Source organism: Microbacterium sp. UCD-TDU (genome assembly GCF_000340625.1).
GTDB lineage: Bacteria > Actinomycetota > Actinomycetes > Actinomycetales > Microbacteriaceae > Microbacterium > Microbacterium maritypicum.
Map to the genome: position 1 here is coordinate 320,074 of NZ_KB454448.1, position 23,584 is coordinate 343,657.

The window sequence follows — 23,584 nt, forward strand, 5'->3', positions numbered from 1 at the left end:
CGGGTCCGACGCAGAGATGCGTCGGACCCGCGCCGTCTGCTGTGCTTTTCGGTGAGTGACCGGACGGTACAGCAGATGTCACGGGATTCGCCGTTGTAAACAAGGAGGGGCGTCGATGGCTATCGCAGTCGACTTCGATGGAGTTTTCGCCGAGCTGAAGCGACTTCTGCGCGAACTGCAGGAGTTCCCGAGTCCGGATGAGGTGGGTGTCGCTGAGGGCGACGTGTCGGAGACGACTCGCGAGTTTCACCGAGCGGTGTTGGGTGCCGCCTCTGCGATGAGCGTGGCCACGGAGAAGGCACTGGAAAAGCTGCAGAACACCCACGACACGATTCGGGCTGCTGTCCTCCAGATCGCGGAGCAGGATGCCGCGCTCGCGGACGAGACGAAGCTGATCGTGTCGCTTCTGGATTCGGCTGTCGAACAGGCAGGTTCGCCCACAGGGACAGGGACAGGTACGGCGACGGGCGCGAGTGGCGGGTCCACGAGCGGAGACCGAGGCGAAATCGACAGCTCCACCGACCAGCCCAAGAAGGACGTCGACTTCTGATGAGACGTGCGCATCGTGGATTCGCAGCGCTCGCCGGGGTGGCAGGGCTCGCGGTCGCGGTCATGGTGCCGTCGGCGGCTGTTGCCGGCGCGGCGGAGTCGGGTTTGTGGTGGTTCGACCGGGGCAACATCCAGGCTGCGCATGATGCGGGTTTCGATGGGTCGGGTGTGAAGGTGGCGGTGATCGACAGTCAGATCAATCCTGATGTGATCGGTCTCCGTGGGGCCGATGTGACGGTGCGGGAGCCGTCGTACTGCTTCGATGCTTCTGGCTCTCCGTATCCGACGGTGTCAACCGACTATGTGGCGGCGTCCCATGCCACGAATGTCGTGTCGATGATCGTGGGGACGGGTGAAGCACCGTCCGGGGGTGCTCCGGTGAAGGGGGTCGCTCCGGGCGTGGAACTGCTGTTCTACAATTCCGGTGGGGTGCTGGACGGCGTCGTCGATGATGAGGGCGTGGATGAGGAGTGCTTGCAGGAGGATGGCACCACGATCGGTGAGGACGGTCGCTTCGGGCTCGACCGCGCGATCTCGGATGCCGTGGCCGATGGAGCGGACATCATCTCCATCTCCAGCGGTGGCCTCACAGACGTCGCGAAGGGCGTTGCGGAGGCGTACGCGAATGACGTGGTGGTGGTGGCCGGTATGCCGAACGAAGACGGTATCGCGCTCTGGCCGGCCGCATTGAACGGTGTGGTGGCTGTGCAGGCGTTCGGTGAGGACGGCAAGATCCAGAACGGCGAGAACGGAAAGCCGAACGTGAGCGATGAGGTCATCATCGCCGCGCCCGGGTTGGATCTGCTGTTGCAGGGGACGTCGGATTCGTGGGATGCGCAGGAGCTCGGGTCGGGGACGTCGTTTGCGACGCCGATCGTGGCGGGGATGCTCGCCGTGGTGAAGCAGAAGTACCCCGAAGCCACGGCAGGGCAGTTGATCCAGAGTCTGATCCACAACACGGGCACCAAGGGCGAGCACGAACCGACGTGGGACGACGCCGCCGGGTACGGGGCGGCGTCTCTCACGGGGATGCTGGCTGTCGACCCGTCCAAGTATCCGGATGTGAATCCGATCTTCGATGCCGATGATCCCAATGCCTCGCCGTCTCAATGGATGGTGGATGAGGCCAAGGCAGCGCTCGGCGAGGGCGACTCGACGGCGAGCCCGACCACCGAACCCGGTGCGGCCGAGCCGCCGACCGGGGCTTCCGCGATGGCGCCGTGGCTCATCGGCGGCGGAGTCGTTCTCGTGCTGCTGGTCATCGGCGGCATCATCCTTGCGATCGTGTTGACACGATCCTCACGACGAAAGACCACCGAACAAGGGGGGAACCATGGCCGGTAAGCAGGGCGGCGGCTACGAGGCAGAGCTGAACCGCATTCGTGTACTTTCGGATTCGATCATCCCGAAAACATCAGCGCTGCTCAATGCGCTGTATTCGCTAGATCGCGCACTATCGACCGTCCGGATCTCCGAGTCGTGGACGGGCAGTACCGCAGAGGCCGCCACCGCTGACATCGACGAGATTCGCCGGAAGTTCAGCAAGGTCCGCGACATCGTCGGCACCATCGATTCCGCCATCGGTGAAGGCAACGAAGCACGGCGCACTGCTGCCTCAGCAGAACTTCCCTCCGCGTCGATCGACCCCTTCTGGGCGAATGCGGCCAAGGGTGCTTCTTTCGTCATCCATCCCGTCCTCGGACCGCTCGCGGCCGATTCCGCACTCGACGCGATCGGTGACTTCCTCGGGAATCAGCGTGAGGAAGCGGCCCGCCAGGCTGTCGAGAGGGTGGAGGCGTCGCTGATCGAGCCCACGAAGAAGCTCCAGGAGGCATCCGACGAGCTTCGAAGGCAGAACTACATCAGGTCGGACGACGACAACGACAACAACGGCGACGGGCCCATCGGTCCCCAGATCGCTGCCCCGAGGATCGGGTCGCCGGGTGTCGGCGGTGGTCCCTCGGGCTACACACCTGGTGTCGGCGGATACCAGCCGCCCACCGGTGGCGTCGGTGAGTACCAGCCGCCGGTCCCGACGTCCCCCACGGCACCGACTCTTCCCGGCGGACCGGGGACTGGGGGGTGGCATCCGGTGGATCCGGGCGGCGATGGCCCCGTTCTTCCCGGAGGCAAGGATCCCTCGGTCGACTCGCCCGGCGGCGGCGTGCTGCCCGGACTCCCCGGTGGCCCCGGTGGCGGCGCGGGAACCGGTGGCGGCTACCCCGTCGGCCCTGGTGGCGGACTGCTTCCCGGCGGTAGCGGCTCCGGAGGTGGAGGCCTCGGCGGCATCGTCGGCGGCGGCGCGGGTGCGGCAGCCATTGCTGCGAGCTCGAAGATCGCGGGCTTCGGCAGCATGGGCGGCCTCGGCGGCTCGGGTCTCGGTGCGGCATCCGGTGCGGGTCTGAAGGCGGGCGGCGGGCTGCTCGGCAACTCGACATTCGGCGGTGCGGGCGGTGTCGGCGGTGCCGCGGGTACGGGCGGCGTCGGTGGTGCAGGCGGTGTCGGTGGTGCAGGCGCGGCAGGCACCGGTTCCTCGGGCGCAGCCGGTGCGGGTGGTCGTCCTGGCATGGGCATGATGGGCGGCGCCGGTGGCGCTGACGAGGAGGAGAAGGCCAAGCGGTCAGGCCTCGGTGGTCCCATCGCTCCGAAGCTCGAAGATGACGAAGAGGTCGGTCCCCGCGCCAAGGGCGCGAGGGCTGGATCCCGCGACGAGCCCACCACTTGACACATTGACGCGGTCGGGGGGCCGCGTGCGAAGGAAGCAGGGCTCATTCGAGCCGACCGGAGAGAGGAACGCAATGTCGGGGGACGATGACCTTCTGGCGTCGATGGAGGCATTGAACGCGAAGATCGGCCGTTTGCGTGCCCTCGAGGGGGACAGCACCCGATGAAAAACGGTCATTGGGTGGTTGCGGTGTTCAGCGTGGTTGCTCTCGGGTTGACGGTCATGCTGCCGTCGGGTGCTGTCGCTGCCGACTTGGCTTCGGGCTTGTGGTGGTTCGATCGCGGCAACGTGCAGGAGGCCCACGACGCGGGGTTCGATGGCACCGGGGTGAAGATCGCGATTATCGACAGTCAGATCAACCCGGACGTCCCGGGTCTTCGCGGCGCGAACCTCGACGTCCGGGAAGAGACCTACTGCATGGACGAGGCAGGATCTCCGATTCCCACCGTTTCCACCGACTACGTCGCGGCATCACACGGGACGAACATCGCGGCGATCATCGCCGGAACTGGTGAGACGGCACCAGGCGGGGTACCGGCTCCCGGCGTGGCGCCCGGCGCCGAGGTCCTCTACTTCAGCGCAGGGATCAACGCAGCGCCCGATGCTGAGGGAGAGACGGTGAGCTGCATTCTGGAGACAGGTGAAGCGTTCGCCGACTCCGATACCGGCACGGAAGAGGGAATGAGCCGCGCGATCTCTGACGCCGTCGACGCCGGCGCAGACATCATCTCGATCTCCGCAGACGGCTTTCCGTTCATAGAGGACGCCATTGCCAAGGCGCAGGCGGCTGGCGTCGTGATCGTCGCAGCCATGCCGAACGACACTCCGATTGCCGCTCCGCCTGGAAGCATGAACGGGGTGGTCGCTGTTCAAGCTTTTGACGCTCAAGGCTCTATCGCCACGCGAAGCGATGGCATCCCGAATACGAGCAACGATGTCGACATCGCCGCTCCAGGAGTAGGGCTACTCGTTCAGGGCACCGCCGATTCGTGGGATGCCCAGACGCTCGCGAGTGGTACATCCTTGGCGACGCCGATCGTGGCGGGCTTCCTTGCAGTCGTGAAGCAGAAGTACCCGGAGGCGACCGCGGGCCAGCTGATCCAAAGCCTCATACATAACACGGGCACCAAGGGGGAGCACACCCCTGAGTGGAACAACAGCACCGGGTATGGTGCGGCGTCTCTGACGGGGATGCTCGCAGTGGATCCGCAGAAGTACCCGGATGAGAATCCACTGTTTGACGCTGATGACCCCGATGCGACACCGAACGCTGCGGATGTCCGCGCGGCTGCCGCGCGGCTCGACGGTGCGAGCGCGACACCAGATCAACCGGAGAGCCCGCAAGCGGCGACGGGTGTGATGCCGTGGCTCATCGTCGGTGGCATCATCGTGATTCTGTTGATCATCGGCGGCACAGTGGCGATAGTTCTGACCAGTTCTTCACGGCGACGTAGCGCCGAGCGAGGGGGCAACCATGGTCCATAGGCAGAGCGGGGGCGTACATGTCGGGGGACGATGACCTTCTGGCGTCGATGGAGGCATTGAACGCGAAGATCGATGCGCAGATCGCGCAGTCGCGTGTGCGGGCGGGCGAAGCTGCGCGCGTAGCCGCCGAGGCGACTCAGGTGACGGCGACGGTGACATCGCCGGACGGGCGGGTCACCGTGGTGGCGCAGCCGACCGGCGGAATCACCGCGGTGCGGCTCTCCAGCGCGGCGGCCGACGACGCCGCGGCGCTCGGAGCGGTGATCACGGCGACCATCGCCAAGGCGCAGCGTGCCGCGGCCGACATCGTGCTGGAATCGATGGCGCAGACGCTCGGCGCTGACTCCGGCCTGGTCGATGCCGTCCGACGCGACGTCGACGCCGTGTTCCCGGCGCCCGGCGACAGCTCTCTGGGATACCGCTGATGTCGGCGCTCGAGGTCAACCCGTCGCGCCTCGCAGCGGCCGCGCGGTCGATCGGAGATGCCTCCGTGAACATCGACGCGGCGCTGAAGCAGCTCATTGCCGTCGCCGGTGTGCTGCGGGACTCCTGGTCCGGTGACGCCCAGTCGGCGTTCGACTCCGCACACGGTCGCTTCGACCTGTCGATGCGGGAGCGCGCGGAGCTCGTCGACGCCATCGCGACGACACTCGCCGACCTCGGAACGTCGTATTCGGAAGCTGACCTCGCGGGCCAGCGCGCCCTCGGCGGCTGAGACCCTCGACCTGGCAGAGAGGACAGCCATGACAGCGGCAGCGAATCAGCAGATCATCATCGATCCGGAAGTTCTTCAGGCGCACGTGCGCGCGCTCGCGGATGCCGCAGACGTCCTGCGAGCCGCCGCGGCCAACGCCGGTAGCGGCGTGGGAGTCGAGGCGTTCGGCGCCATGTGCGGACCGATGCTCGGCCCCGCCGTGTCGGGCCTCGCGGACGCCTCGCGGTCGACGCTCGTGACCGCGAGTGCGCTGTCCGCCATGACCTCCGCGGCACTGCAGGCCGCTGCCGGTCAGTTCAGCGAGATCGAGGAGACAGCGGTGACGACGTTCCGCGCCATCGAGGGGCTGGCGCTATGACGGCGGTCGCCGCCGTCAGCGGTCAGGTGCGATCCGGCTCCTGGGCTGCCGGCGCTGCGGGATACACTTCCGCCCAGGCGGACTGCGCCAGCATCCCTGGTGTCGCGGGGCTTCTCATCCAGTACATCGCCCCGCTCCGGGAGTGGTTCGATGACCTGCTCGGCGACCCGGGCACCGTCGGCGCTTTCGCCTCACGCTGGGAGGACTCCGAACGTGCGCTCGGGTCTGTGCTGACTGTGCTGCGCGGAGCCGAGCGCACGCTCGTCGATTTCGATGGCCGCATGATCAGAGCCCTGCGTGAGCGCTTCACCGACCTCATCTCCGTCGCCGAAGACGGAGTGCAGTGGACGGGCGCGACCGCGAGCGCCGTCCGCATGGTCTCGCAGATCATCGAGTCGACCCGGGTGCTGATCTGCGACTTCCTGGGACGCCTCAGCCGGTTCGCCGATGACCTCTTCGGGTTCTCTTTGAACCCGATGTCGAAGTTGCAGGACATCGAGCGCTTCGCGACGTCGGCCTCCGAGTTCATCACGGTCGGCGGGGCGCTCGTGAAGAGTCTGATCAGCGCCGTCGTGTCGCTCGCGCAGCTGTTGTACAAGCTCGCTCCGCTCATCGGCGACGCCCTTCAGCAGTTGCGTGGTGTGATCGCCGACATGATGCCGATCGTCGGGGTGCTGTTCGGCGGCCCGCTCGGAGTGCTCGGCGGGAACGTGCTGGACGACTTCCTCGATACGGATGTCGACATGCGGGAGATCGATCCGGATGACCTCTCTGCAGAGCAGCGCACGGCATGGAATGAGGCGCACAAGGTCACCACACTCAACTCACTTTCGGATCTCGTGGACGTCAACACGTGGACAGACGCGATGGGTGGCCAGGACTCGACAGCCATCGACATCAAGCAGGTGCTGGCGCCGGATGGTACGACGCACTGGGTGGTGTCTTTGCCATCGACGCAGCCGTGGGAGTTCGATGGGCCGCACGGTGCGATGAACGACCGTGACAGCAACCTCGCACTGATGATGGACAACCCGATCTTCCGGGGCCAGTACGAGCGTGCCGTCCTGCAGGCGATGAAGGAAGCGGGGATTCCCGCGGGGGCGGACGTCGTGCTCACCGGCTTCAGCCAGGGCGGCATCATGGCGGTCAACCTCGCCGCCGATCCGACCTTCCCCTACAAGCCGATCGGGGTGGTGACGAACGGGTCGCCCGTCGACAACTTCGCGGTGCCGCCGCACATCCCCGTCTACGCCTTTCAGCATGCATCGGACATCGTGCCGATGACTGATGGAAGCGCCGTCGCGCTGCCGGGCCTCCCCGGCATCGCACCGATCGACGTGCCGAACTCGCCGATCACCGTCCTCCCGTCCAACATGCATCAGATCACGCTCCCCGATCCTCCCGGGAAGCATCTGTTCGATGCGCACAACAATCCTCTCTACGCGGATTCTGTCGCCGCATGGGAGGAGCAGTATCGAGAGAGCAACGACGGCGCAGACCCGTGGAACCTGGCGGGACTCGGCGGACAGGTGATCGATCATCAGGTGTATTCGGGAGTGGAACACTGATGCGTCGGGCCTCGCGCGCGAAACGGCGCGGCATTCGCCTTGCAACGGCGGCGCTTGGTATCACGCTTTTGGTGCCGGTCGCCGGGTGCTCGATGATCGCGGGGGATCTGGCGGATGACGAGGTCGAGGAGATTCCAGCCGCGCTGCTGGCGTCTGACATCGGCGTTACCGAAGCTTTCGCGGTAAAAGCGACGAACGGACTCTCCTTCGACCTCTGGGTCGGCGTGGATCTCGACGATGCCGAACTGACAGACGAGGAGCTCGCCTCGATTCTGCAGATCGTCGTGGAGGAGAACGACCTTCCGACGGACAGCATCAGGTTCGGTGTCGATGACGCCGATGGCGGCGGCATCGATGTGGAATCGATGATGGAGCGCCTCGTCCCGGGCGTCGTCGAGGTTTCCTCATCGTCGATCGTGTGGATCACGATGGACGGGGCGCGCGACATCATCGATGCCGTGGGGTCGGAGCAGTCGTGACGCGCAATCCTCTTTATGCCGACTCTGTCTCCGCGTCGGAAGAGCAGTATCGATCGAGCAACGACGGTGAAGACCCCTGGAATCTCGCGGGACTAGGCGGTCAGGTCATCGACCATCAGGTGTATTCGGGAGTGGAGCACTGATGCGTCTGGCCTCGCGCCCGCAGGGTCCGCGCCGCAACCTTGCCGCGGTGTTGCTCGGAGTCACGTTGATGGTGTCGCTCACCGGATGCTCATTTATCGCGGGTGATCTTGCTGACGATCAGGTCGAAGAGATCCCTGCGGCGCTGCTTGCGTCCGACATCGGAATTAGGGAGGCGGGTGCGGATAAGGCAGTGTCCGGCTTCACCTACTACCTTTCGGTGACTATCTATCTCGATGATGACGAACTCACAGATTCCGAGCTCGGAGCGATTCTCCAGATCATCGTGGACGAGAACGATCTGCCGACGGACACCATAGTCCTGACGGTCATGAACTCCGACCGCGAGTCGATCGACGTGGAGCAGATTGCGGATCGCCTCGTGCCCGGCGTGGTGGTCGTCTCGTCGTACGGGGACATCCAGATAACGATGGACGGTGCACGCGAGATTATCGATGCCGTGGGATCGGACAATTGATGGAGTGTGGATCGCGCACCGGCGGTCACCGCATCCGTCTGGCGGCCGCTTTGCTCGGAGCCACGTTGATGGCGTCACTCGCCGGCTGCTCCTTTATCGCGGGTGATCTTGCTGACGATGAGGTGGAGGAGATCCCTGCGGCGCTGCTTGCCTCCGACATCGGGATCACGAAGGCGGGTGCGGATAAGACGGTGTCCGGCTTCACCTACTACCTGGCGGTGAATGTCTATCTCGATGATGATGAACTTAGAGACTCCGAACTCGCGTCAATTCTGCAGATCATCGTGGATGAGAACGATCTTCCGATCGATGAACTCAAGATCGGGGTCGTAGACGTCAACGACGAGGACATCGACCTCGATTCGATGATGGAGCGCCTTGTCCCGGGTGTCGTCGCGGTGACCGTCGGCGATGATGTGCGCTTCACGACCGACGGTGCGCGCGAGATCATCGACGCAGTGGACACGGAGCAGTCGTGACGCGGGGAACATCGCGCAGCGTTGCCGCACGACGCATGTCCCGCACAGTGGATAGGGTGCAGGTGTGTCAGTCGAGATCGTAGAGCGGCGTCGGATCGTGCTCCAGAGCGAGGATCGTCGTATCGATCTCTCGCTCCCGCTCGACGAGACCCTCGAAGACGCGCTGATCCTGAGCGGGCTGTCGACGGCTGATCGCTTCGTCACCATCGGCCCCGGTGGGTTCGAGATTCCGGGCGACACCGAGTGCGAAGACCTCGTCGACGGCGGCCTCTACGCGCTCATCGACCGCACGGCCCTGGCCCCGCAGGCTCGTCCCGCAGGCACGACGACCGGCTCCACCCGTGCCGACCACGGCGCGCGATGGTGGATGCTAGCGGTCGCCGGACTGCTGCTCGTCGCCGTCTTCGCGCAGGGCGCGGGCGATCCGCTGCTCCGGCTTCTGATCGCGCTCCTGGTGGCAGCCGGTGCGATCAGCGGCGCGGTGGCGTGGGCGCGTCGCGACTCTGCAGCAGGGGTGCGCGGCATCCTCGGCGTGCTCGCCCCGGTCCTCCTCTCGTTCGCGGCCGGCGCGCTCCTGATCCCCGCCGACCTCGAAGCGAGTGCGCATCTCTCGGCCGCAGCCGGTTTCCTCGCGGCGGGAACCACCACCGCGATCATCGCCGTCACCGCCAAGGTGCGCCCCATGCGGGCTGCCGCCGGCACGGCGACCGTGCTGCTCGTCGCCCTTGCCGCCGTCTGGGGCCTCGCCCTGCTGATGCGCTGGGGCCAGGCGGAGGCTGCGGCCATCTCGCTCGGGCTCATCCCCCTGGGCCTGCGAGCGCTTCCGAGCAGCCTCGTCAACCTTCCCGAGGGCTACTTCATCGACTACAAGCACTTCATGACCAGCCGGTGGACCGTGCGCGGAGCCATCCCCGAGTCGGTCGGACTGCTGCGGCCGGAGCGCATCACCGCCGTCGTCGACGATTCGTCCGCGCGGCTCATCGCCGGGACCGCCGTGCTGAGCGTCGTCGCCGCCCTGATGGCGCCGATCGCGTTCCTGCGTCCATGGCCGGACGACCCCCTGGTGATCTCCGGCGGCATTGCCCTCTTCTGCTGCCTGGGCCTCGCGCTCCTGCTCACGCCGCGGCATACGACATCGCGCATCCTGCGCTGGTTCCCGCGCGCCGCCGCCGCAGTCGTGTTCCTGGTCGCCGGCATCCACGCCGCCACCGCGCTCGGTGCGGGCTTCCAGGTGCTCGGCGCCGCCGTGCTGTTCGGCGTGGGGCTCGTGGCCGTCGCCGTCGTCATCCCCATCTCGCGCGGCGCGAGTTCGCTCATCTGGTCGAGGTTCGGCGACGCCTTCGAATGGCTCGCGGTCGCACTCGCGCTGCCCTCCGCGCTGCTCTACGCGAATGCCCTCGCCCTCGTTCGTGGAATGATGGCCGGATGAGCGGGAACGGCGAACCACAGCCCTGGCCGGGCAGTGGCCCGATCCCTCCGATGCAACCCGGAGGCGGCCAGCCGGGCGAGATCCCGGCGCTGCCCCCTGCGCTGATCGCGGCGCCTCCCGGCGTCGACGGGGCCCCACTGCAGCAGGCGCAGACTCCGCCGTCGCCGACCCGGATCGAATCCCGACGCACGGCCGCACGACAGCCCGCAGACGGCCTCGGGCCGGCGTTCGCCGGTTCGCCGGCGGGAACCGGTTTGCGCGTCGCCGCCTTCACGCTCGATGCCGCAGTGGTCGTGCTCGCCGCGGCCATCGTCCTCATGATCTCTCACAGCCCCCTGCTCGCCGGGCTCGCCGTCTTCGAGCTCGCGATCTTCTTCTGGGTCCTCGAAGCGCGAACCGGCATCACCCTCGGCAATGCCGTGCTGCGCCTTCGCAGCGCCCGCGCTGACCGGCCGTACTCGCCGGGTATCGGTCGCCAGTTCGTGCGCGGCATCATCACCGGCGCCGGGTTCCTCGTGGCGGTGGGCAGCTGGGTCATCGTCGCGTCCGGTGCGTGGGACCGCAGCGGGCGGCGGCAGTCGTGGGCCGATCGTGTCGCCGGCACGGTCGTGCTCTCCGTGCCCGCCCCAGCCGCGGCCGAGGCGCAGCCGCAGCCGCAGCCACCTGCCGTCGATGCCGTCGAGTCGCTGGCCCCGCCGCAGGTCGTGCCGCTGGGCGCGCATTCCGCGGTGATCGACGAAGACTCCGAGCCCACCGACGCCCGTGCCGCATCCCACCGCACTGCGACGCCGGAGCCGACCGCACCGGGAACGGACAAGCCGCTGTTCAGTGTCGCCCCGACGCCCGCGCCGCAGGCCGGCGGCACCGATGCTGCGGCGACGGCATCCGAGACCGGAGCGCTGCTGCTGATCTTCGACACGGGACAGCGTGCACAGCTGGCCCTCCCGCTCGCCGCGAACCTCGGCCGGGCGCCTGTCGCCAGCGCCCACGATGACCGGCTCATCATCGTCACCGACCCCGATGCGTCGGTCTCGAAGACGCATCTGCGCATCGAGCACTCGCGCGGTCGCACCTGGGTCACCGACTTCGGTTCGACCAACGGCTCCGACATCCGCGCAGACGACGGCCAGACGACTGAGCTCGTCGCGGGGGAGCGTGTGCTCCTCGACGATGCCGACCGCGTCCGGATCGGCAACCGCAGCTTCACCATCAGCCTTCTGCTGGGCACCGACAGCAGCGCCGGAGAGAGAGCATGACAGGACCCCGTCTCGCCCCGCCCCGCGTCCCCTCCGGGAAACTTCCCGTCCAGGCGCCGCCGGAGCTGCAGCCCAACGACGGCGGCATGGGCATCCTCGGCTCGCTGCTGCCCATGCTCGGCAGCGTGGGCGCGATCGTCATGGTCACCATGTCGAACCAGTCGGTCACGGGTCTGCTCACCGGTGGCATGTTCCTGCTCTCGTCGCTCGGATTCGTCGCCGTCAACGGCTGGCGTCAGCGTTCGCAGCGGCAGGCGGCGACGCTCGGCGCCCGCCGGGAGTACCTGGCCTACCTGACCGAGCTGCGACAGACCGTCCGCGTCGCGGCCCGGCAGCAGCGGCGTGCCGCGAACTGGCACCTCCCCGCGCCGGAGACCCTCCCGTACATCGCCGAGGAGCGCACGCGTGTGTGGGAGCGCGGTGTCAACGACCCCGACTTCCTCTCGGTGCGCGTCGGCACGAACGACCAGCAGCTGTGCATCACGCTCGAAGCCCCGGAGCTGCCGCCTCTCGCCCAGCTCGACCCGGTCGCGGCATCCGCCGCCCACCGCTTCATGCTGACGCACGAGATCCAGAAGAACCTCTCGCTGGGCGTGACGCTGCGCGACTACGCCCGCATCGAGATCACCGGCGATGAAGATGAGACGCGGGCGCTCGCGCGGGCGATGCTGCTGCACGTGGCGACGATGCACGACCCCGACGTCGTCCAGATCGTCATCGCCGCAGGCCCCGATGTGCTGCCGCAGTGGGAATGGGCGAAATGGCTGCCGCACACGCATTCGCGCACGGTCAGAGACGGGCTCGGCGCCGCGCGCATGATCGGTTCCCAGCTGTCGGAGCTCGAGGACATGCTGCCGGCCGAGGTGCGCGAGCGCTCGCGCTTCGTCCGTGACGGCTCCGGCGCGAAGGCACCGCACATCGTGATCGTCACCGACGGGGCGACTACCTCGTTCAACGACATGCTCGTGAGCGGTGAGGGTGTGCAGGGTGTGACCGTGATCGACCTCCCGGCGCGCTGGGGCGACCTCGATGATCCGAACGCGCTCCGCATCGCCTTCGAAGCGGGCGGCAAGGGTGCGCGGGCTGAGCTCGTGAGCCTGCAGGTTCCTGCCCGTCCCTTCGAGGCCGACGCGATCAGCATCGTCGAGGCCGAAGCCACAGCCCGGCGACTCATCGCGCTGTACTCGGGTGGCACGACGATCACCAAGAAGAAGAGTGCGACTGATCAGGCCGAACTCGTCGAGCTGCTCGGCCTTCCCGACGTGCGCGACCTCGACCTCGACGCGGCATGGTCACCGCGTCTCGAACGCGACCGCCTGCGGGTGCCCATCGGTCAGACCGAGGACGGCAGCCCCCTGATCCTCGACATCAAGGAATCGGCCCAGCAGGGCATGGGGCCGCACGGTCTCATCATCGGTGCGACCGGATCGGGCAAGTCGGAGGTGCTCCGCACGCTCGTCCTCGCACTCGCGATGACCCACTCTCCCGAGCAGCTCAACTTCGTGCTCGTCGACTTCAAGGGTGGAGCGACGTTCGCCGGCATGGCCGACATGCCTCACGTCTCGGCGATCATCACGAACCTCGGCGAGGAGATCTCGCTCGTCGACCGCATGCAGGATGCGCTGCAGGGCGAGATGGTGCGCCGTCAGGAGCTGCTCCGCGCAACCGGGCCCTTCGCCAACGTCGCCGACTACGAGAAGGCCCGCCGTGGCGGGCGCACCGACCTCGCGCCCCTTCCTGCTCTCCTCATCGTCGCGGACGAGTTCTCCGAGCTGCTGTCGGCCAAGCCCGAGTTCGTCGACACGTTCGTCAACATCGGTCGCCTCGGCCGTTCGCTCCAGGTGCACCTGCTGCTCTCGTCGCAGCGGCTGGAAGAGGGCAAGCTGCGCGGCCTCGACACGCACCTCTCCTACCGCATCGGTCTGCGCACCTTCTCGGCCGCGGAATCGCGCACCGTCCTCGGCGTCCCCGACGCATATCACCTGCCCACCCAGCCGGGTGCCGGCATCCTGAAGTCCGACACCGAGACGATGACCCAGTTCCGTGCCGCGTACGTGTCGGGTCCGCCGCCTCGCCGCCGCCGTCGCGCTGCCTCGGGGTCAGGGCAGACCTCCGGGTCCACCGCGGTCGAACTCTTCACGGCCGCACCCGTCTGGCGCGCTGAGGCACCCGTGGATGAGCCGGAGGTCGTCGTCGACGCCGAACCGGAGGAGAAGCGGAACACCTTCGAGATCGCCGTCGAGATGATGAGTGGACGCGGACCCGCAGCGCACCAGGTGTGGCTGCCGCCGCTGGAGACGCCGGCCACGCTCGATCAGCTCTTCGGCGACCTGGTCGAAGATCCGTCGCTGGGCCTGATCTCCCCGCGTTGGCGTGGTGCCGGCGCGCTCACCGTGCCGCTCGGAATCGTCGACGTGCCCCTCGAGCAGCGTCGCGAGAACCTCGCGGTCTCGCTCGGCGGCGCAGCCGGACACATGGCGATCGTCGGTGCGCCCCTCAGCGGCAAGAGCACGCTCGCGCGCACCACCATGGTCGCCCTGGCGCTGACGCACACCCCGCAGGAGGTGCAGTTCTTCGTCATCGACTTCGGTGGCGGCAGCTTCACCGGTCTGCAGAAGTTCACACACGTCAGCGGCGTCGCGACGCGGTCGGAGCCGGATGTGGTCCGGCGGACGGTCGCCGAGGTCACGAGCCTCCTGAACGCCCGCGAGGTGTACTTCCGTCAGAACGGCATCGATTCGATCGATGCGTACCGCCAGCGCCGCGCCCAGGGCCTCGCTGACGACGGCTACGGCGACATCTTCCTCATGGTCGACGGCTGGGGCACGCTCCGCGCCGAGTTCGAGATGCTCGAGCCGCAGATCCAGGCGATCGCCGCGCGCGGTCTGACCTACGGCGTGCACGTCGTGATCACCGCGGCGCGCTGGATGGAGATCCGCGCCAACATCAAGGACCTCATCGGCACACGGATCGAGCTGCGGCTCGGCGACCCGACCGACTCCGAGGTCAACCGCAAGGCGGCGGAGAACGTCACGGCCATCCCCGGTCGCGGTCTGAACGATCGCGGCCTGCAGATGCTCACGGCGCTGCCACGCGTCGACGGCGTCGACGACGCCTCCTCGCTCGCCGACGGCATCGACGACCTGGTCGCGCGGGTCGCCGGCGCCTGGCATGGACCAGCCGGTCCCAAGCTGCGCCTGCTGCCTTCGCGCATCGGTCACGCCGACCTGCGCGCCGTCGCCGCCGCGGGTTCGCCCGATGGCTCCGAGCCACGCGAGATCCTGCTCGGCATCGACGAGGCGAACCTCGCCCCGTTCTCGATCGATCCGCTCGCCGAACCGCTGCTGTACCTGTACGGCGACGCCGACTCGGGGAAGTCCTCGATGCTGCGCGGGGTCGTGCACGAGATCACCCGACTGTACGGGCCGACCGAGGCGAAGATCTTCGTGGTCGACTACCGTCGTGCGCTGCTGGGGGAGATCCCGCAGGAGTACCTCGGCGCCTACCTCACATCGCACGAGATGACCGAGGGAGGGATGAGCGAGCTGGCGCAGTTCTTCCAGAGCCGCATCCCCGGTGCCGATGTCACACCCGATCAGCTTCGCAGCCGGTCGTGGTGGAAGGGCGCGGAAGGATTCGTCCTCATCGACGACTACGACCTCGTGTCGACGTCACAGGGCAACCCGGTCGCTGTGCTCGCACCGCTCCTCGCCCAGGCAGCCGACCTCGGTCTCCACGTGATCCTCACCCGCCGCACGGGTGGCGCGAGCCGTGCCGCGTACGACCCGATCATCCAGCGCATGACCGACCTCGGCGCCACCGGCATCCTGCTCTCGGGCAACCCGGAGGAAGGCCAGCTGATCGGCAAGGTCAAGGCCGTCCCGGCCATCCCCGGCCGCGCGCAGATCGTCAGCCGCGATCGGGGCCTCGTCTCCGCGCAGCTGCTGTGGGTGCCACCGAGCTACGAGTGACAACCGAGGAGAGACCGAGATGACCTTCGAACCCATGCCGGCCGCAGCGCCGATGGTCCCGCCCGTGCTGTACCTGCCCCTGAGCGTCACGTCGACGCCCGAGGAGCAGCTCGTCGAGATCCGGGAGCTGAAGGACGGGCGGCGTGCATTGCTCGCCTACACCGCCCTGGACCGGCTGCTGCAGCTCGCGGGAGAGCGACAGCCCTGGGCACTGGTGCGCACCGAAGACCTCGGTCAGATCAAGGAGACGCAGCCCTACGACGTCGTGATCTTCGACCTCGACGTGCCCGCGTCCTACCGCCGCAACGGAGCCATCGCATGAGCCGCATCGCGATGGAGCCGGAGGTGATGGCCGTCCATGCGGACATGCACGAGGAGGCGGTCGAGCTCATCGAGACCAAGCTCTCCGGCATCCCGACAGCCGTGGACGGCGGACTCGCCTCCGACACGGTCGCCGCCATCATGCAGCGGGTGGGGGAGGGCGTTGACGCCCTGTACCGGATCAACGGCACCCTGGGAGAGATCGTCCGCGCCATCGCCGACGACGCGGAGACGAACGAGCAGGACGTGATCGATCAGCTCGACCCGGTCGCGGCCATCGTCGAGGACCTCTGATGACGATCGACACGACCACGTACGGCGACGCCGACCAGGTGCAGGCGGCCGCGGACTGGCTCGACCCCGACCTGAAGGATGCCGCAGACGCCTCCTCGAACGTCACGACGTTCATCCCGACCGGCGTGCGCGGGCACTGGTACGGCGAGTCGGCGGACGACTACGTCACGATCCTCTCGCGCACGACCGACGCCGCGAAGGAGATCAAGGACCTCGCCCGTGACTCCGCCGAGAAGCTCCGGTCGTACGCCGGGCAGCTGCGGCGGATGAGGGAGGACTTCGCGAAGCACCGGGACAACGCCAGGGCGGCAGGGCTCCCGGTCAACGGGATGATCATCGGCCGCCCGGTATCCCTGATCCCGGTGTGCCCCACGTCGCGCGACGACCCCTACTGGGACGAGTGGCAGGAGCACCTCGACCGCATCGAGCTGTACAACGAGATCGCCGCCGACGTCGGCTCCTGGTGGGGCGAGCTCGAGGTCTGGATCAGCGAGAACCTCGACGGCTTCCTCGGCACCATGCCGAGCCAGTCCACAGCGGACAGGATCCTGTCCGGTCTGCGGGAGGCGAGCGGCGAGGTCCCGAAGATCTATCTCGAGGGCCAGGGCCTGGCGTGGAAGGAGACGGCGGCCGAGCTCACCTCTCACGCCGAGGACCTCCGTCTCGGAGCATCGGACTTCGTTCGCGAGCTGCGCTCCGGCAACCCCGCCGTCAAGGCCGCTGCCGAGGCCGCCAACCCCACCGGCATGCGGTGGGCGGCGGACGAGGCCGAGGATCTGGCCCGCGGACTCTCTCGCGCGAGTCGGGCGGTGCCGTTCATCGGCTGGGGCGTCGACGCCTGGAACCTGGGCTCGGCGATGTCGTCGGGCGACGACCCGTCGTCCACCGCGGTGGAGATCATCGGCGGTGCGGCGGGTGGTGCGGCTGCGGCTGCCGGTGTCGCCGCGCTCGCGGCGGCCGGTGTCGTCACGCTCCCCGTGTGGGGCACAGCGGTCGTCGTCGGCGGGGCTGCGGTGGCGGTCGGTGCCGGTGCGGTGTGGGCGTACGAGAACTGGGTCCCGCAGGACGTCCGGGAGTCGATCGACGCCGGCATGGCGGATGCGTGGGACGCCACGACGGACTTCGCGGAGGACGCCTGGGAGAACACGACCGACTTCGTGGGAGACGCCGGGCACAACATCGGCAAGGCGTGGAAGGGACTGTTCGGGTGACAGGTCAGCAGCAGTCGACGTCTCCGGAGACGATCTGGGTACCCGGTCATCCGGGGTGGCAGGGGCAGCAGCGCGCGACCACGGCGCTTACGGTGTTCGGCGTCGTGTTCGCCATCGTGGTCCTGCTGTTCAGCCTGATCCTGTTCGCCGATCCGGCTCCGGCGATGAAGGCTCTGGGGATCGGTATGCTCGCGGCCGTCGCCGTGGGCGTCTGGCTGATGGTGGCCCACGCCCGCGTCTCCCGCGTCCGAGTCGTCCGGCCGGTCGTCGACGGTCCCGCGATCGCGTTCGGCGGCGCCGCGGGGATCGTCTGGCCGCTCCGCGCCCTCGCGCCCGTGGGGGCCCTGCTCCTCGCGGCGTGGTCATGGAGCATCTTCACGGTGCCCGCGGACCGACTGCCACTGCTCACCCTGCTCCTCCTCCCGGTGGTCGCGCTGATCATGACGATCGCCGGCATCCGGTCGTGGTTCCGGGCTCCCTCCGCCCATCGCCTGACGCTGCGCCCCGACGGGCTGCAGCTCCGGATTCCGCGCAACAACGCGGCCGTGGCATGGGACGAGGTCGTCGACGCCGGCGTGGAAGGCAACCGCGTGGTGCTGCGGACGGCGACCGCTCAGCCGTCCTCGTGGGCGGCGGCCGACCTCGCCAGCGACCCTGTGCTCCTGGCCGAGCTGGTCACCTTCTACGCGAACCGTCCCGACGCCCGTGCCGAGATCGGGGCGGGCACGCTCGCCCGTCTGCGATCCGGCGAGTTCTAGGAACGCGGGCGGTCTGGGCGGAGGAGGGCACCGGACGCTGCCGGAAGATCAGCGGGCGGCTGCAGCGTCGGCGAGGTGCCGCGCATCGTGATTGAGAACCTTCACGATGATGCCGTGTTTGCGCAGCTCGGTGACCGTGCGTGCTCCCTCGTCCGAATCGCGGCCGAGGGCCTTGATGTTCACGACGACCAGCACGTCGCCGTGCTTCAGCGTCGAGATGAGGCGGGCGAGCCGGTCGTTCCAGCTCTCCAGGATGTCGGGGGCCGGGTGGCGGAAGCCTTCGATCGGCACGCCGAAGCGGGTGAGGTCGTCGCGCTGCTCGACGACGGACGGCATACCGTCCCGCGCGACGACCAGCCCGACCAGGCGTGAGCCGTCCGGTCGCGCGGTCCAGAAGTTGCGGTTCTGCTGCAGCTCGGTGAAGCACTTCGGGCAGGCCGCGGCGTCGTGCGGCAGGTGCAGCGGGCTCGTGAGAGCCTCATCCACCGCAGCCGTCTTCGTGGGATCAATCGTCTCGCTCATCGCGCACCTCCGGCATCCATTCTGCCCTGTCGCCCGGCGCTGCGGAGACCGGATTCACAAGAGGCCGAGCCCCCGCACCGACTCGCGCTCCTCGACCAGCTCGGCGACGGAGGCATCGACCCTGCTGCGGGCCCAGTCGCTGAGCTCCAGTCCTTCGACGATCTGCCACTCGCCGTCGACGGAACGCACCGGGAACGATGAGATGAGACCTTCCGGAACGCCGTACTCGCCGTGCGAGACCACGCCGGCGGAGGTCCAGTCGTCCGTACCCTTTACCCAGTCGCGCACGTGGTCGATCGTGGCGCTCGCCGCTGAGGCCACAGACGACGAGCCGCGCACGTCAATGATCTCCGCTCCGCGCTTGGCGACCCGTGGGATGAAGGTGGTCTCGAGCCAGGTGGGGACGTCGCCGACGATCTGCTCGAGTGCTTCCGTGACCGGTCGCCCGCCGACGGTCGCGTGCGAGATGTCGGGGAACTGCGTCGCCGAGTGATTGCCCCAGATGGGCACGCGGCGAACGGTGTGCACGGGAGCGCCGAGTGTGTGTGCCAGCTGGGCCCGCGCGCGGTTCTCGTCGAGCCGCGTCAGCGCGGTGAAGCGCTCGGCAGGCACACCGTCGGCCGCAGCCGCCGCGATCAGGGCGTTTGTGTTGGCGGGGTTGCCGACCACCGTGACGCGTACGCCGGCTGCCGCATTGGCGGCGATGGCAGCCCCCTGCGGGCCGAAGATGCCGCCGTTGGCTGCGAGCAGGTCGGCGCGCTCCATGCCGGGGCCGCGCGGCCGTGCCCCGACCAGCAGGGCGAGGTCGCAGCCGTCGAAGCCCACCGCCGCGTCGTCGGTCACCTCGACGTGCTCGAGCAGACCGAACGCACCGTCCTGCAGCTCCAGCGCAGCACCCTCGGCGGCACCGAGTCCCTGCGGGATCTCCAGCAGTCGCAGCCGCACCTTCTCGTCCGGCCCCAGCAGGTCTCCTGCCGCGATGCGGAAGAGGAGTGCGTAGCCGATCTGTCCGCCCGCGCCGGTGATGGTGATCGTGGTCGTCATGCCCCGAGCCTACGTCCGTTCGACATGCTTCTGCTCGGAGTAATCTCGACGCATGACGTTCAATCCCGATGCCGACATCTCGGGCAACACCACCCGCCGTCGCGGACGCACGGCAGCCATCGCGGGCGGCGCCGGTGTCGGCGTGCTCGGCATCATCGCCCTCATCGCCGGGCCTCTGCTCGGCATCGACCTGACCGGGCTGCTCGGTGGGGGAACCACGGGCGGCGGGAGCGAGCCCGCCGGCGGGTCGGCCATCGAGAACTGCGACACCGGTGCCGACGCGAACGCCGATGTCGACTGCCGCATGGCCGGGGCACAGGTCGCGCTCGATGCCTTCTGGAGCGACAACGTCGAGGGCTACCGCGCGCCGGAGATGATCGTCGTCGACGGCGCGACGTCGACGCAGTGCGGCACCGCCTCCAACGCCGTCGGTCCGTTCTACTGCCCGCCCGAGGAGAACGTGTACGTGGACCCCACGTTCTTCCAGCTCATGCAGCAGCAGTTCGGAGCATCGGCCGGCGATCTCGCGCAGCTCTACATCGTCGGTCACGAGTGGGGCCACCACATCCAGAACATCACCGGCTACATGGATCGATACCCGAACAACGGGACCGGTCCCGGCAGCAACGGCGTGCGGATCGAGCTGCAGGCCGACTGCTACGCCGGTGCATGGCTCGGACGGATGACGGAGCAGACGGATGCCGACGGCGACCCCTACCTGATCGCGCCGACGGAACAGCAGATCGAAGACGCCCTGAACGCGGCTTCGGCGGTCGGAGACGACAGCATCCAGGCGCAGTCGGGGTTCTCGAACCCGGAGAGCTGGACGCACGGCTCCAGCACGCAGCGGCAGCGCTGGTTCGCCGAGGGCTACCAGAACGGACTAGGGGTCTGCGAGCAGGCGCTGAGCCTTCCCGCTGACCAGCTGGATCCGTGATCCCGACGCACGAGTGAACGTCCGCTACCGTTGACGAAGCAGTCAGCACGACCGGCTGGGGGGCCGATGATGAAGAAGACGGATGCACTGTATCCACCGATCGAACCGTACGAGACGGGGGAGCTGCTCGTCGGCGACGGCCACCGCGTCTATTGGGAGGTCAGCGGCAACCCCGAAGGCAAGCCCGTGGTGTTCCTGCACGGCGGTCCGGGGAGCGGAACCTCGCCGTGGCAGCGGCAGTTCTTCGACCCGAAGCGCTACCGCATCGTGCTGCTCGATCAGCGCGGCTGTGGCAAGAGCACGCCGCACGCGAGCGCTCCGGATGCCGACTTCCGTCACATCACGACGGCTCACCTGATCGCCGACATCGAACTGCTGCGCAAGAACCTCGGCATCGCGAGATGGCAGGTGTTCGGCGGATCGTGGGGCAGCGCCCTGGCACTCGCCTACGCGCAGGCGCACCCGGATGCCGTGACGGAGCTGGTGCTCCGTGGGATCTTCACGCTGCGCAGGGTCGAACTCGAGTGGTTCTACGAGGGCGGTGCCGCCGCCCTGTTCCCTGACCTCTGGGAGAGCTTCATCGCGCCGATCCCGGTGCTGGAGCGGTCGCACATGATCGAGGCGTATCACCGTCGACTGTTCGATCCCGACCCCGCCGTGCACGTGCCGGCGGCGGTCGCCTGGGCGACCTGGGAGGCGTCGACCGTCACGCTGACGCCGAACGCTGCGCAGATCGAGGCGATGTCCGACCCGGTGAAGGCCACCGCTTTCGCTCGCATGGAGAACCACTTCTTCGTCCATCGAGGCTGGTGGGAAGAGGGACAGCTGATCGCCGGCGTCGACCTCATCCGTCATATCCCGACCGTCATCGTGCAGGGGCGGCATGATGTCGTGACGCCGATGATGACGGCCTGGGATCTGCACCGGGCGTGGCCGGAGGCGGAGCTCGTGGTGGTCGACGATGCCGGCCACGCCGCCACCGAGCCCGGCACGAAGAAGGCGCTCCGCGCGGCGACCGACAGATTCGCCCGCGCGGCGCGCTGACCCTCAGGCCCGCAGCGCCTTCGTCAGCGTCTTGACGAGACCCGCGATGCGCCCATCCACCCGATAGCGGGTCAGACCCTCGCTCACGGTCGCGCCGGTGCGGGAGGAGACGAACCATGGCGGCTTCGGCAGGATCGTGAATCGTCCGCCGCCGTTCGCGATCGGCAGAGATCGAGGGAACGGGCGGAACGGGCCGCGGAGCACGGAGCGCTCGACCCGGTCGAGCAGCAGCGCGTTGTGCACGATGCCGATGCCGCTGCCCACGTCGCCGATCGTCCCGCCCGGGAACGCGCCCCACGTGAGAGTGGGGGTGATGAATGCGAATGCCGTCCAGCTGTTGATCGCGATGGAGCCGTAGCGGAGTGCCGCGATCGCCCTCTCGAAGCCGGCCCCGAGCGACTTCTCGGTCGCGGGGTCGATCAGCAGGTTCGCGCCGAGGGTGCCCTGGAGCTTGTCGTTGGCGTGCGTCACGGCGGCGTCCAGGAACTGCTGGCCCGTGCCGGGCAGCGTCACGACACCCAGCACCGGCGCGAAGTACTCGGTGGTCTCCAGAGCCTTCGGGTCGTCATCAGCGTCGATCTCGACGAGCAGCCGGTCACCCAGCACGAGTGCGTCGGGGTAGGCGTCGGTCGCGAGCTCCATCCGCGACGAGGACCCCGGGTACCAGATCGGACGCTCCGGTGCGTTGGCGTAGGCCCGTCGGAGGGCAGCGCGGAAGGCGTCGGCCTGGTCCCAGTCGGACGACATGATCACGACCTGACCGGCGATGCAGTTGTGGCCGCAGTTCTGCAGACGCATGGTGGCGATGTGCTCGGCCTGGTAGGTGAGGTCGGCGTCGGTCCAGGCGCCGGGGACGACGATGATCGGTGAGACGCCGCCGAGCTCTGCGGTGATCGGCTTCTTCAGCTGCGGGCGGTTCTCGCGCCGACGGCGCGTGGTCGCCGCCGCGCCCGTGCCCTTCGACGGGCCCCAGACGATCGTGTCGAACGTCGCCGCGGAGCCGGTGATGTGCACGTGCACGAGACCGGGGTGCGCGGTGAGATGGGCGCCGACTTCGGGGCCGCCGCGGACGATGCGCAGGAAGCCGGGCTCGATGAGTGGTGCGAGCGCGCGCTTGTAGACCGGCACCAGGGCATCCTGCGTGGGATTCACCTTGAGCAGCGCGGTGCGGTTGTGGGCCAGCAGCTCGTAGAGCACGTCCAGCACCGGGATCGAGGTCACGTTGCCCGCGCCGAGCACCAGACCGACGCCGCCCGATTCGGTGGGCGTGCGCTGCGCGAGACCCGCCGACGCGCGAGCGGCGCCCGGTGTGACGCCCGGTTCCAGCCAGACCTCGCCCGTGAAGCCCGAAAGGAGGAAGGAATCGATTCCGGTCAGCGGGAAGGCATGCACGCGAGTGCGCCCTCCCGGGGCGCGATCGAGCGTGATCCCGTCGAGGGGGTTCGCGCCCTTCGCCAGACGAGACAGGGTCTCGATGTAGGCGTCGAGCGCGCCCAGCACGCTGTACGGCCCGCTGAGCCACTCCTCGCCGCGCAGCGGATGGCGGGCATCGAGGCCCTTCGAGGCCGCGGCCGTGGTCGCCCAGTCTTCCGCGGTCGCGGCGACACTCGTGCGCACCGCGCGCAGCAGCGTGACCCGCTGGGCGACCGTGAGGGCCGACCAGGTGCGGGCTCCGGTCCGGAGGGCGTCGACAGCGGAGTCGAGGCGCTCTCGTTCGGCTTCGCCCAGCGTCGGGGTCCCGCTCTTCGGCGCACGCTTCGATGGCGTGGCGGAGGTGGCGGTGGTGCTCGCAGAAGTCATCGACGTCTCCTTCGGACGGG

The 23,584-nt window shown here is 68.3% G+C and carries 23 protein-coding genes; 20 read left to right on the top strand and 3 right to left on the bottom strand.

Going from position 1 to position 23,584, the window contains the following annotated elements; genetic code table 11:
* Positions 1-115: 115 nt before the first annotated feature.
* The 18 genes from D514_RS36790 (at position 116) to D514_RS36865 (ending at position 18,217) form a co-directional block, all read left to right on the top strand.
* On the top strand, positions 116-550 hold the full coding sequence (locus D514_RS36790; RefSeq protein WP_017831422.1) for a hypothetical protein: 435 nt from the start codon (positions 116-118) through the stop codon (positions 548-550).
* Positions 550-1,893: a S8/S53 family peptidase gene (locus D514_RS36795; RefSeq protein WP_017831423.1), complete on the top strand. Its 1,344-nt coding sequence runs from the start codon at positions 550-552 to the stop codon at positions 1,891-1,893. The genes D514_RS36790 and D514_RS36795 overlap by 1 nt, the downstream gene beginning before the upstream one ends.
* Positions 1,883-3,274: a hypothetical protein gene (locus D514_RS39445; RefSeq protein ID WP_017831424.1), complete on the top strand. Its 1,392-nt coding sequence runs from the start codon at positions 1,883-1,885 to the stop codon at positions 3,272-3,274. Before D514_RS36795 ends, D514_RS39445 begins: the two co-directional genes overlap by 11 nt.
* A gap of 180 nt (positions 3,275-3,454) precedes the next feature.
* On the top strand, positions 3,455-4,759 hold the full coding sequence (locus D514_RS36800; protein ID WP_031206458.1) for a S8/S53 family peptidase: 1,305 nt from the start codon (positions 3,455-3,457) through the stop codon (positions 4,757-4,759).
* Between the two features lie 17 nt (positions 4,760-4,776).
* Positions 4,777-5,184 (top strand): YbaB/EbfC family nucleoid-associated protein, encoded by a 408-nt coding sequence (locus D514_RS38245; RefSeq protein ID WP_081603952.1) that lies wholly within the window; start codon positions 4,777-4,779, stop codon positions 5,182-5,184.
* Positions 5,184-5,474: a WXG100 family type VII secretion target gene (locus D514_RS36805; RefSeq protein WP_017831428.1), complete on the top strand. Its 291-nt coding sequence runs from the start codon at positions 5,184-5,186 to the stop codon at positions 5,472-5,474. Before D514_RS38245 ends, D514_RS36805 begins: the two co-directional genes overlap by 1 nt.
* A 28-nt stretch (positions 5,475-5,502) precedes the next feature.
* The gene (locus tag D514_RS36810; protein WP_017831429.1) at positions 5,503-5,832 is read left to right on the top strand and encodes a hypothetical protein; all 330 of its coding nucleotides are present in this window, start codon (positions 5,503-5,505) and stop codon (positions 5,830-5,832) included.
* Positions 5,829-7,400 carry a hypothetical protein gene (locus tag D514_RS36815; RefSeq protein WP_017831430.1) on the top strand — a complete coding sequence of 524 codons (1,572 nt, stop codon included), beginning with the start codon at positions 5,829-5,831 and terminating at the stop codon, positions 7,398-7,400. Before D514_RS36810 ends, D514_RS36815 begins: the two co-directional genes overlap by 4 nt.
* On the top strand, positions 7,334-7,879 hold the full coding sequence (locus D514_RS36820) for a hypothetical protein (protein ID WP_236611001.1): 546 nt from the start codon (positions 7,334-7,336) through the stop codon (positions 7,877-7,879). Before D514_RS36815 ends, D514_RS36820 begins: the two co-directional genes overlap by 67 nt.
* A gap of 142 nt (positions 7,880-8,021) precedes the next feature.
* Complete coding sequence (locus D514_RS36825) at positions 8,022-8,498, top strand: hypothetical protein (protein ID WP_017831432.1); 477 nt, start codon at positions 8,022-8,024, stop codon at positions 8,496-8,498.
* Positions 8,499-8,566: 68 nt separating this feature from the next.
* A complete protein-coding gene (locus tag D514_RS36830) occupies positions 8,567-8,977 on the top strand; it encodes a hypothetical protein (protein ID WP_081603958.1) in 411 nt (136 codons plus the stop codon).
* A 64-nt stretch (positions 8,978-9,041) separates the two neighbouring features.
* On the top strand, positions 9,042-10,406 hold the full coding sequence (locus D514_RS36835; protein WP_017831434.1) for a hypothetical protein: 1,365 nt from the start codon (positions 9,042-9,044) through the stop codon (positions 10,404-10,406).
* The gene (locus D514_RS38805; protein WP_186004866.1) at positions 10,403-11,662 is read left to right on the top strand and encodes an FHA domain-containing protein; all 1,260 of its coding nucleotides are present in this window, start codon (positions 10,403-10,405) and stop codon (positions 11,660-11,662) included. Before D514_RS36835 ends, D514_RS38805 begins: the two co-directional genes overlap by 4 nt.
* The gene (locus tag D514_RS36845) at positions 11,659-15,633 is read left to right on the top strand and encodes a type VII secretion protein EccC (RefSeq protein ID WP_031206461.1); all 3,975 of its coding nucleotides are present in this window, start codon (positions 11,659-11,661) and stop codon (positions 15,631-15,633) included. Before D514_RS38805 ends, D514_RS36845 begins: the two co-directional genes overlap by 4 nt.
* 19 nt (positions 15,634-15,652) lie before the next feature.
* Positions 15,653-15,955 carry an SAV_915 family protein gene (locus D514_RS36850; protein ID WP_017831437.1) on the top strand — a complete coding sequence of 101 codons (303 nt, stop codon included), beginning with the start codon at positions 15,653-15,655 and terminating at the stop codon, positions 15,953-15,955.
* A complete protein-coding gene (locus D514_RS36855) occupies positions 15,952-16,248 on the top strand; it encodes a hypothetical protein (RefSeq protein WP_017831438.1) in 297 nt (98 codons plus the stop codon). The genes D514_RS36850 and D514_RS36855 overlap by 4 nt, the downstream gene beginning before the upstream one ends.
* Complete coding sequence (locus D514_RS36860) at positions 16,248-17,459, top strand: hypothetical protein (protein WP_017831439.1); 1,212 nt, start codon at positions 16,248-16,250, stop codon at positions 17,457-17,459. Before D514_RS36855 ends, D514_RS36860 begins: the two co-directional genes overlap by 1 nt.
* On the top strand, positions 17,456-18,217 hold the full coding sequence (locus D514_RS36865; protein ID WP_017831440.1) for a hypothetical protein: 762 nt from the start codon (positions 17,456-17,458) through the stop codon (positions 18,215-18,217). Before D514_RS36860 ends, D514_RS36865 begins: the two co-directional genes overlap by 4 nt.
* Positions 18,218-18,265: 48 nt before the next feature.
* On the opposite strand, the gene D514_RS36870 is transcribed toward D514_RS36865, so the two are convergent.
* Together D514_RS36870 and D514_RS36875 are read right to left on the bottom strand one after the other, a co-directional pair.
* On the bottom strand, positions 18,266-18,739 hold the full coding sequence (locus tag D514_RS36870) for a recombinase family protein (protein ID WP_017831441.1): 474 nt from the start codon (positions 18,737-18,739) through the stop codon (positions 18,266-18,268).
* 54 nt (positions 18,740-18,793) lie between these two features.
* Entirely contained in the window at positions 18,794-19,783 is a 990-nt protein-coding gene (locus D514_RS36875; RefSeq protein ID WP_017831442.1) for a malate dehydrogenase, read from the bottom strand.
* A gap of 52 nt (positions 19,784-19,835) precedes the next feature.
* On the opposite strand from D514_RS36875, the gene D514_RS36880 reads away from it, so the two are divergent.
* Both D514_RS36880 and pip read left to right on the top strand, forming a co-directional pair.
* Complete coding sequence (locus D514_RS36880; protein WP_017831443.1) at positions 19,836-20,720, top strand: neutral zinc metallopeptidase; 885 nt, start codon at positions 19,836-19,838, stop codon at positions 20,718-20,720.
* A gap of 66 nt (positions 20,721-20,786) precedes the next feature.
* Positions 20,787-21,764: a prolyl aminopeptidase gene (gene pip, locus D514_RS36885; RefSeq protein WP_017831444.1), complete on the top strand. Its 978-nt coding sequence runs from the start codon at positions 20,787-20,789 to the stop codon at positions 21,762-21,764.
* A gap of 3 nt (positions 21,765-21,767) precedes the next feature.
* On the opposite strand, the gene D514_RS36890 is transcribed toward pip, so the two are convergent.
* Positions 21,768-23,564: an aldehyde dehydrogenase family protein gene (locus D514_RS36890; RefSeq protein WP_017831445.1), complete on the bottom strand. Its 1,797-nt coding sequence runs from the start codon at positions 23,562-23,564 to the stop codon at positions 21,768-21,770.
* Positions 23,565-23,584 lie beyond the last annotated feature (20 nt).

What these genes read in the sequence shown, in the direction of transcription:
- D514_RS36790 (WP_017831422.1), top strand. Translation starts at nt 116, where the DNA reads ATGGCTATCGCAGTCGACTTCGATGGAGTTTTCGCCGAGCTGAAGCGA.
- D514_RS36795 (WP_017831423.1), top strand. Translation starts at nt 550, where the DNA reads ATGAGACGTGCGCATCGTGGATTCGCAGCGCTCGCCGGGGTGGCAGGG.
- D514_RS39445 (WP_017831424.1), top strand. Translation starts at nt 1,883, where the DNA reads ATGGCCGGTAAGCAGGGCGGCGGCTACGAGGCAGAGCTGAACCGCATT.
- D514_RS38245 (WP_081603952.1), top strand. Translation starts at nt 4,777, where the DNA reads ATGTCGGGGGACGATGACCTTCTGGCGTCGATGGAGGCATTGAACGCG.
- D514_RS36805 (WP_017831428.1), top strand. Translation starts at nt 5,184, where the DNA reads ATGTCGGCGCTCGAGGTCAACCCGTCGCGCCTCGCAGCGGCCGCGCGG.
- D514_RS36810 (WP_017831429.1), top strand. Translation starts at nt 5,503, where the DNA reads ATGACAGCGGCAGCGAATCAGCAGATCATCATCGATCCGGAAGTTCTT.
- D514_RS36815 (WP_017831430.1), top strand. Translation starts at nt 5,829, where the DNA reads ATGACGGCGGTCGCCGCCGTCAGCGGTCAGGTGCGATCCGGCTCCTGG.
- D514_RS36825 (WP_017831432.1), top strand. Translation starts at nt 8,022, where the DNA reads ATGCGTCTGGCCTCGCGCCCGCAGGGTCCGCGCCGCAACCTTGCCGCG.
- D514_RS36830 (WP_081603958.1), top strand. Translation starts at nt 8,567, where the DNA reads ATGGCGTCACTCGCCGGCTGCTCCTTTATCGCGGGTGATCTTGCTGAC.
- D514_RS38805 (WP_186004866.1), top strand. Translation starts at nt 10,403, where the DNA reads ATGAGCGGGAACGGCGAACCACAGCCCTGGCCGGGCAGTGGCCCGATC.
- D514_RS36845 (WP_031206461.1), top strand. Translation starts at nt 11,659, where the DNA reads ATGACAGGACCCCGTCTCGCCCCGCCCCGCGTCCCCTCCGGGAAACTT.
- D514_RS36850 (WP_017831437.1), top strand. Translation starts at nt 15,653, where the DNA reads ATGACCTTCGAACCCATGCCGGCCGCAGCGCCGATGGTCCCGCCCGTG.
- D514_RS36855 (WP_017831438.1), top strand. Translation starts at nt 15,952, where the DNA reads ATGAGCCGCATCGCGATGGAGCCGGAGGTGATGGCCGTCCATGCGGAC.
- D514_RS36860 (WP_017831439.1), top strand. Translation starts at nt 16,248, where the DNA reads ATGACGATCGACACGACCACGTACGGCGACGCCGACCAGGTGCAGGCG.
- D514_RS36870 (WP_017831441.1), bottom strand. Translation starts at nt 18,739, where the DNA reads ATGAGCGAGACGATTGATCCCACGAAGACGGCTGCGGTGGATGAGGCT.
- D514_RS36875 (WP_017831442.1), bottom strand. Translation starts at nt 19,783, where the DNA reads ATGACGACCACGATCACCATCACCGGCGCGGGCGGACAGATCGGCTAC.
- D514_RS36880 (WP_017831443.1), top strand. Translation starts at nt 19,836, where the DNA reads ATGACGTTCAATCCCGATGCCGACATCTCGGGCAACACCACCCGCCGT.
- pip (WP_017831444.1), top strand. Translation starts at nt 20,787, where the DNA reads ATGATGAAGAAGACGGATGCACTGTATCCACCGATCGAACCGTACGAG.
- D514_RS36890 (WP_017831445.1), bottom strand. Translation starts at nt 23,564, where the DNA reads ATGACTTCTGCGAGCACCACCGCCACCTCCGCCACGCCATCGAAGCGT.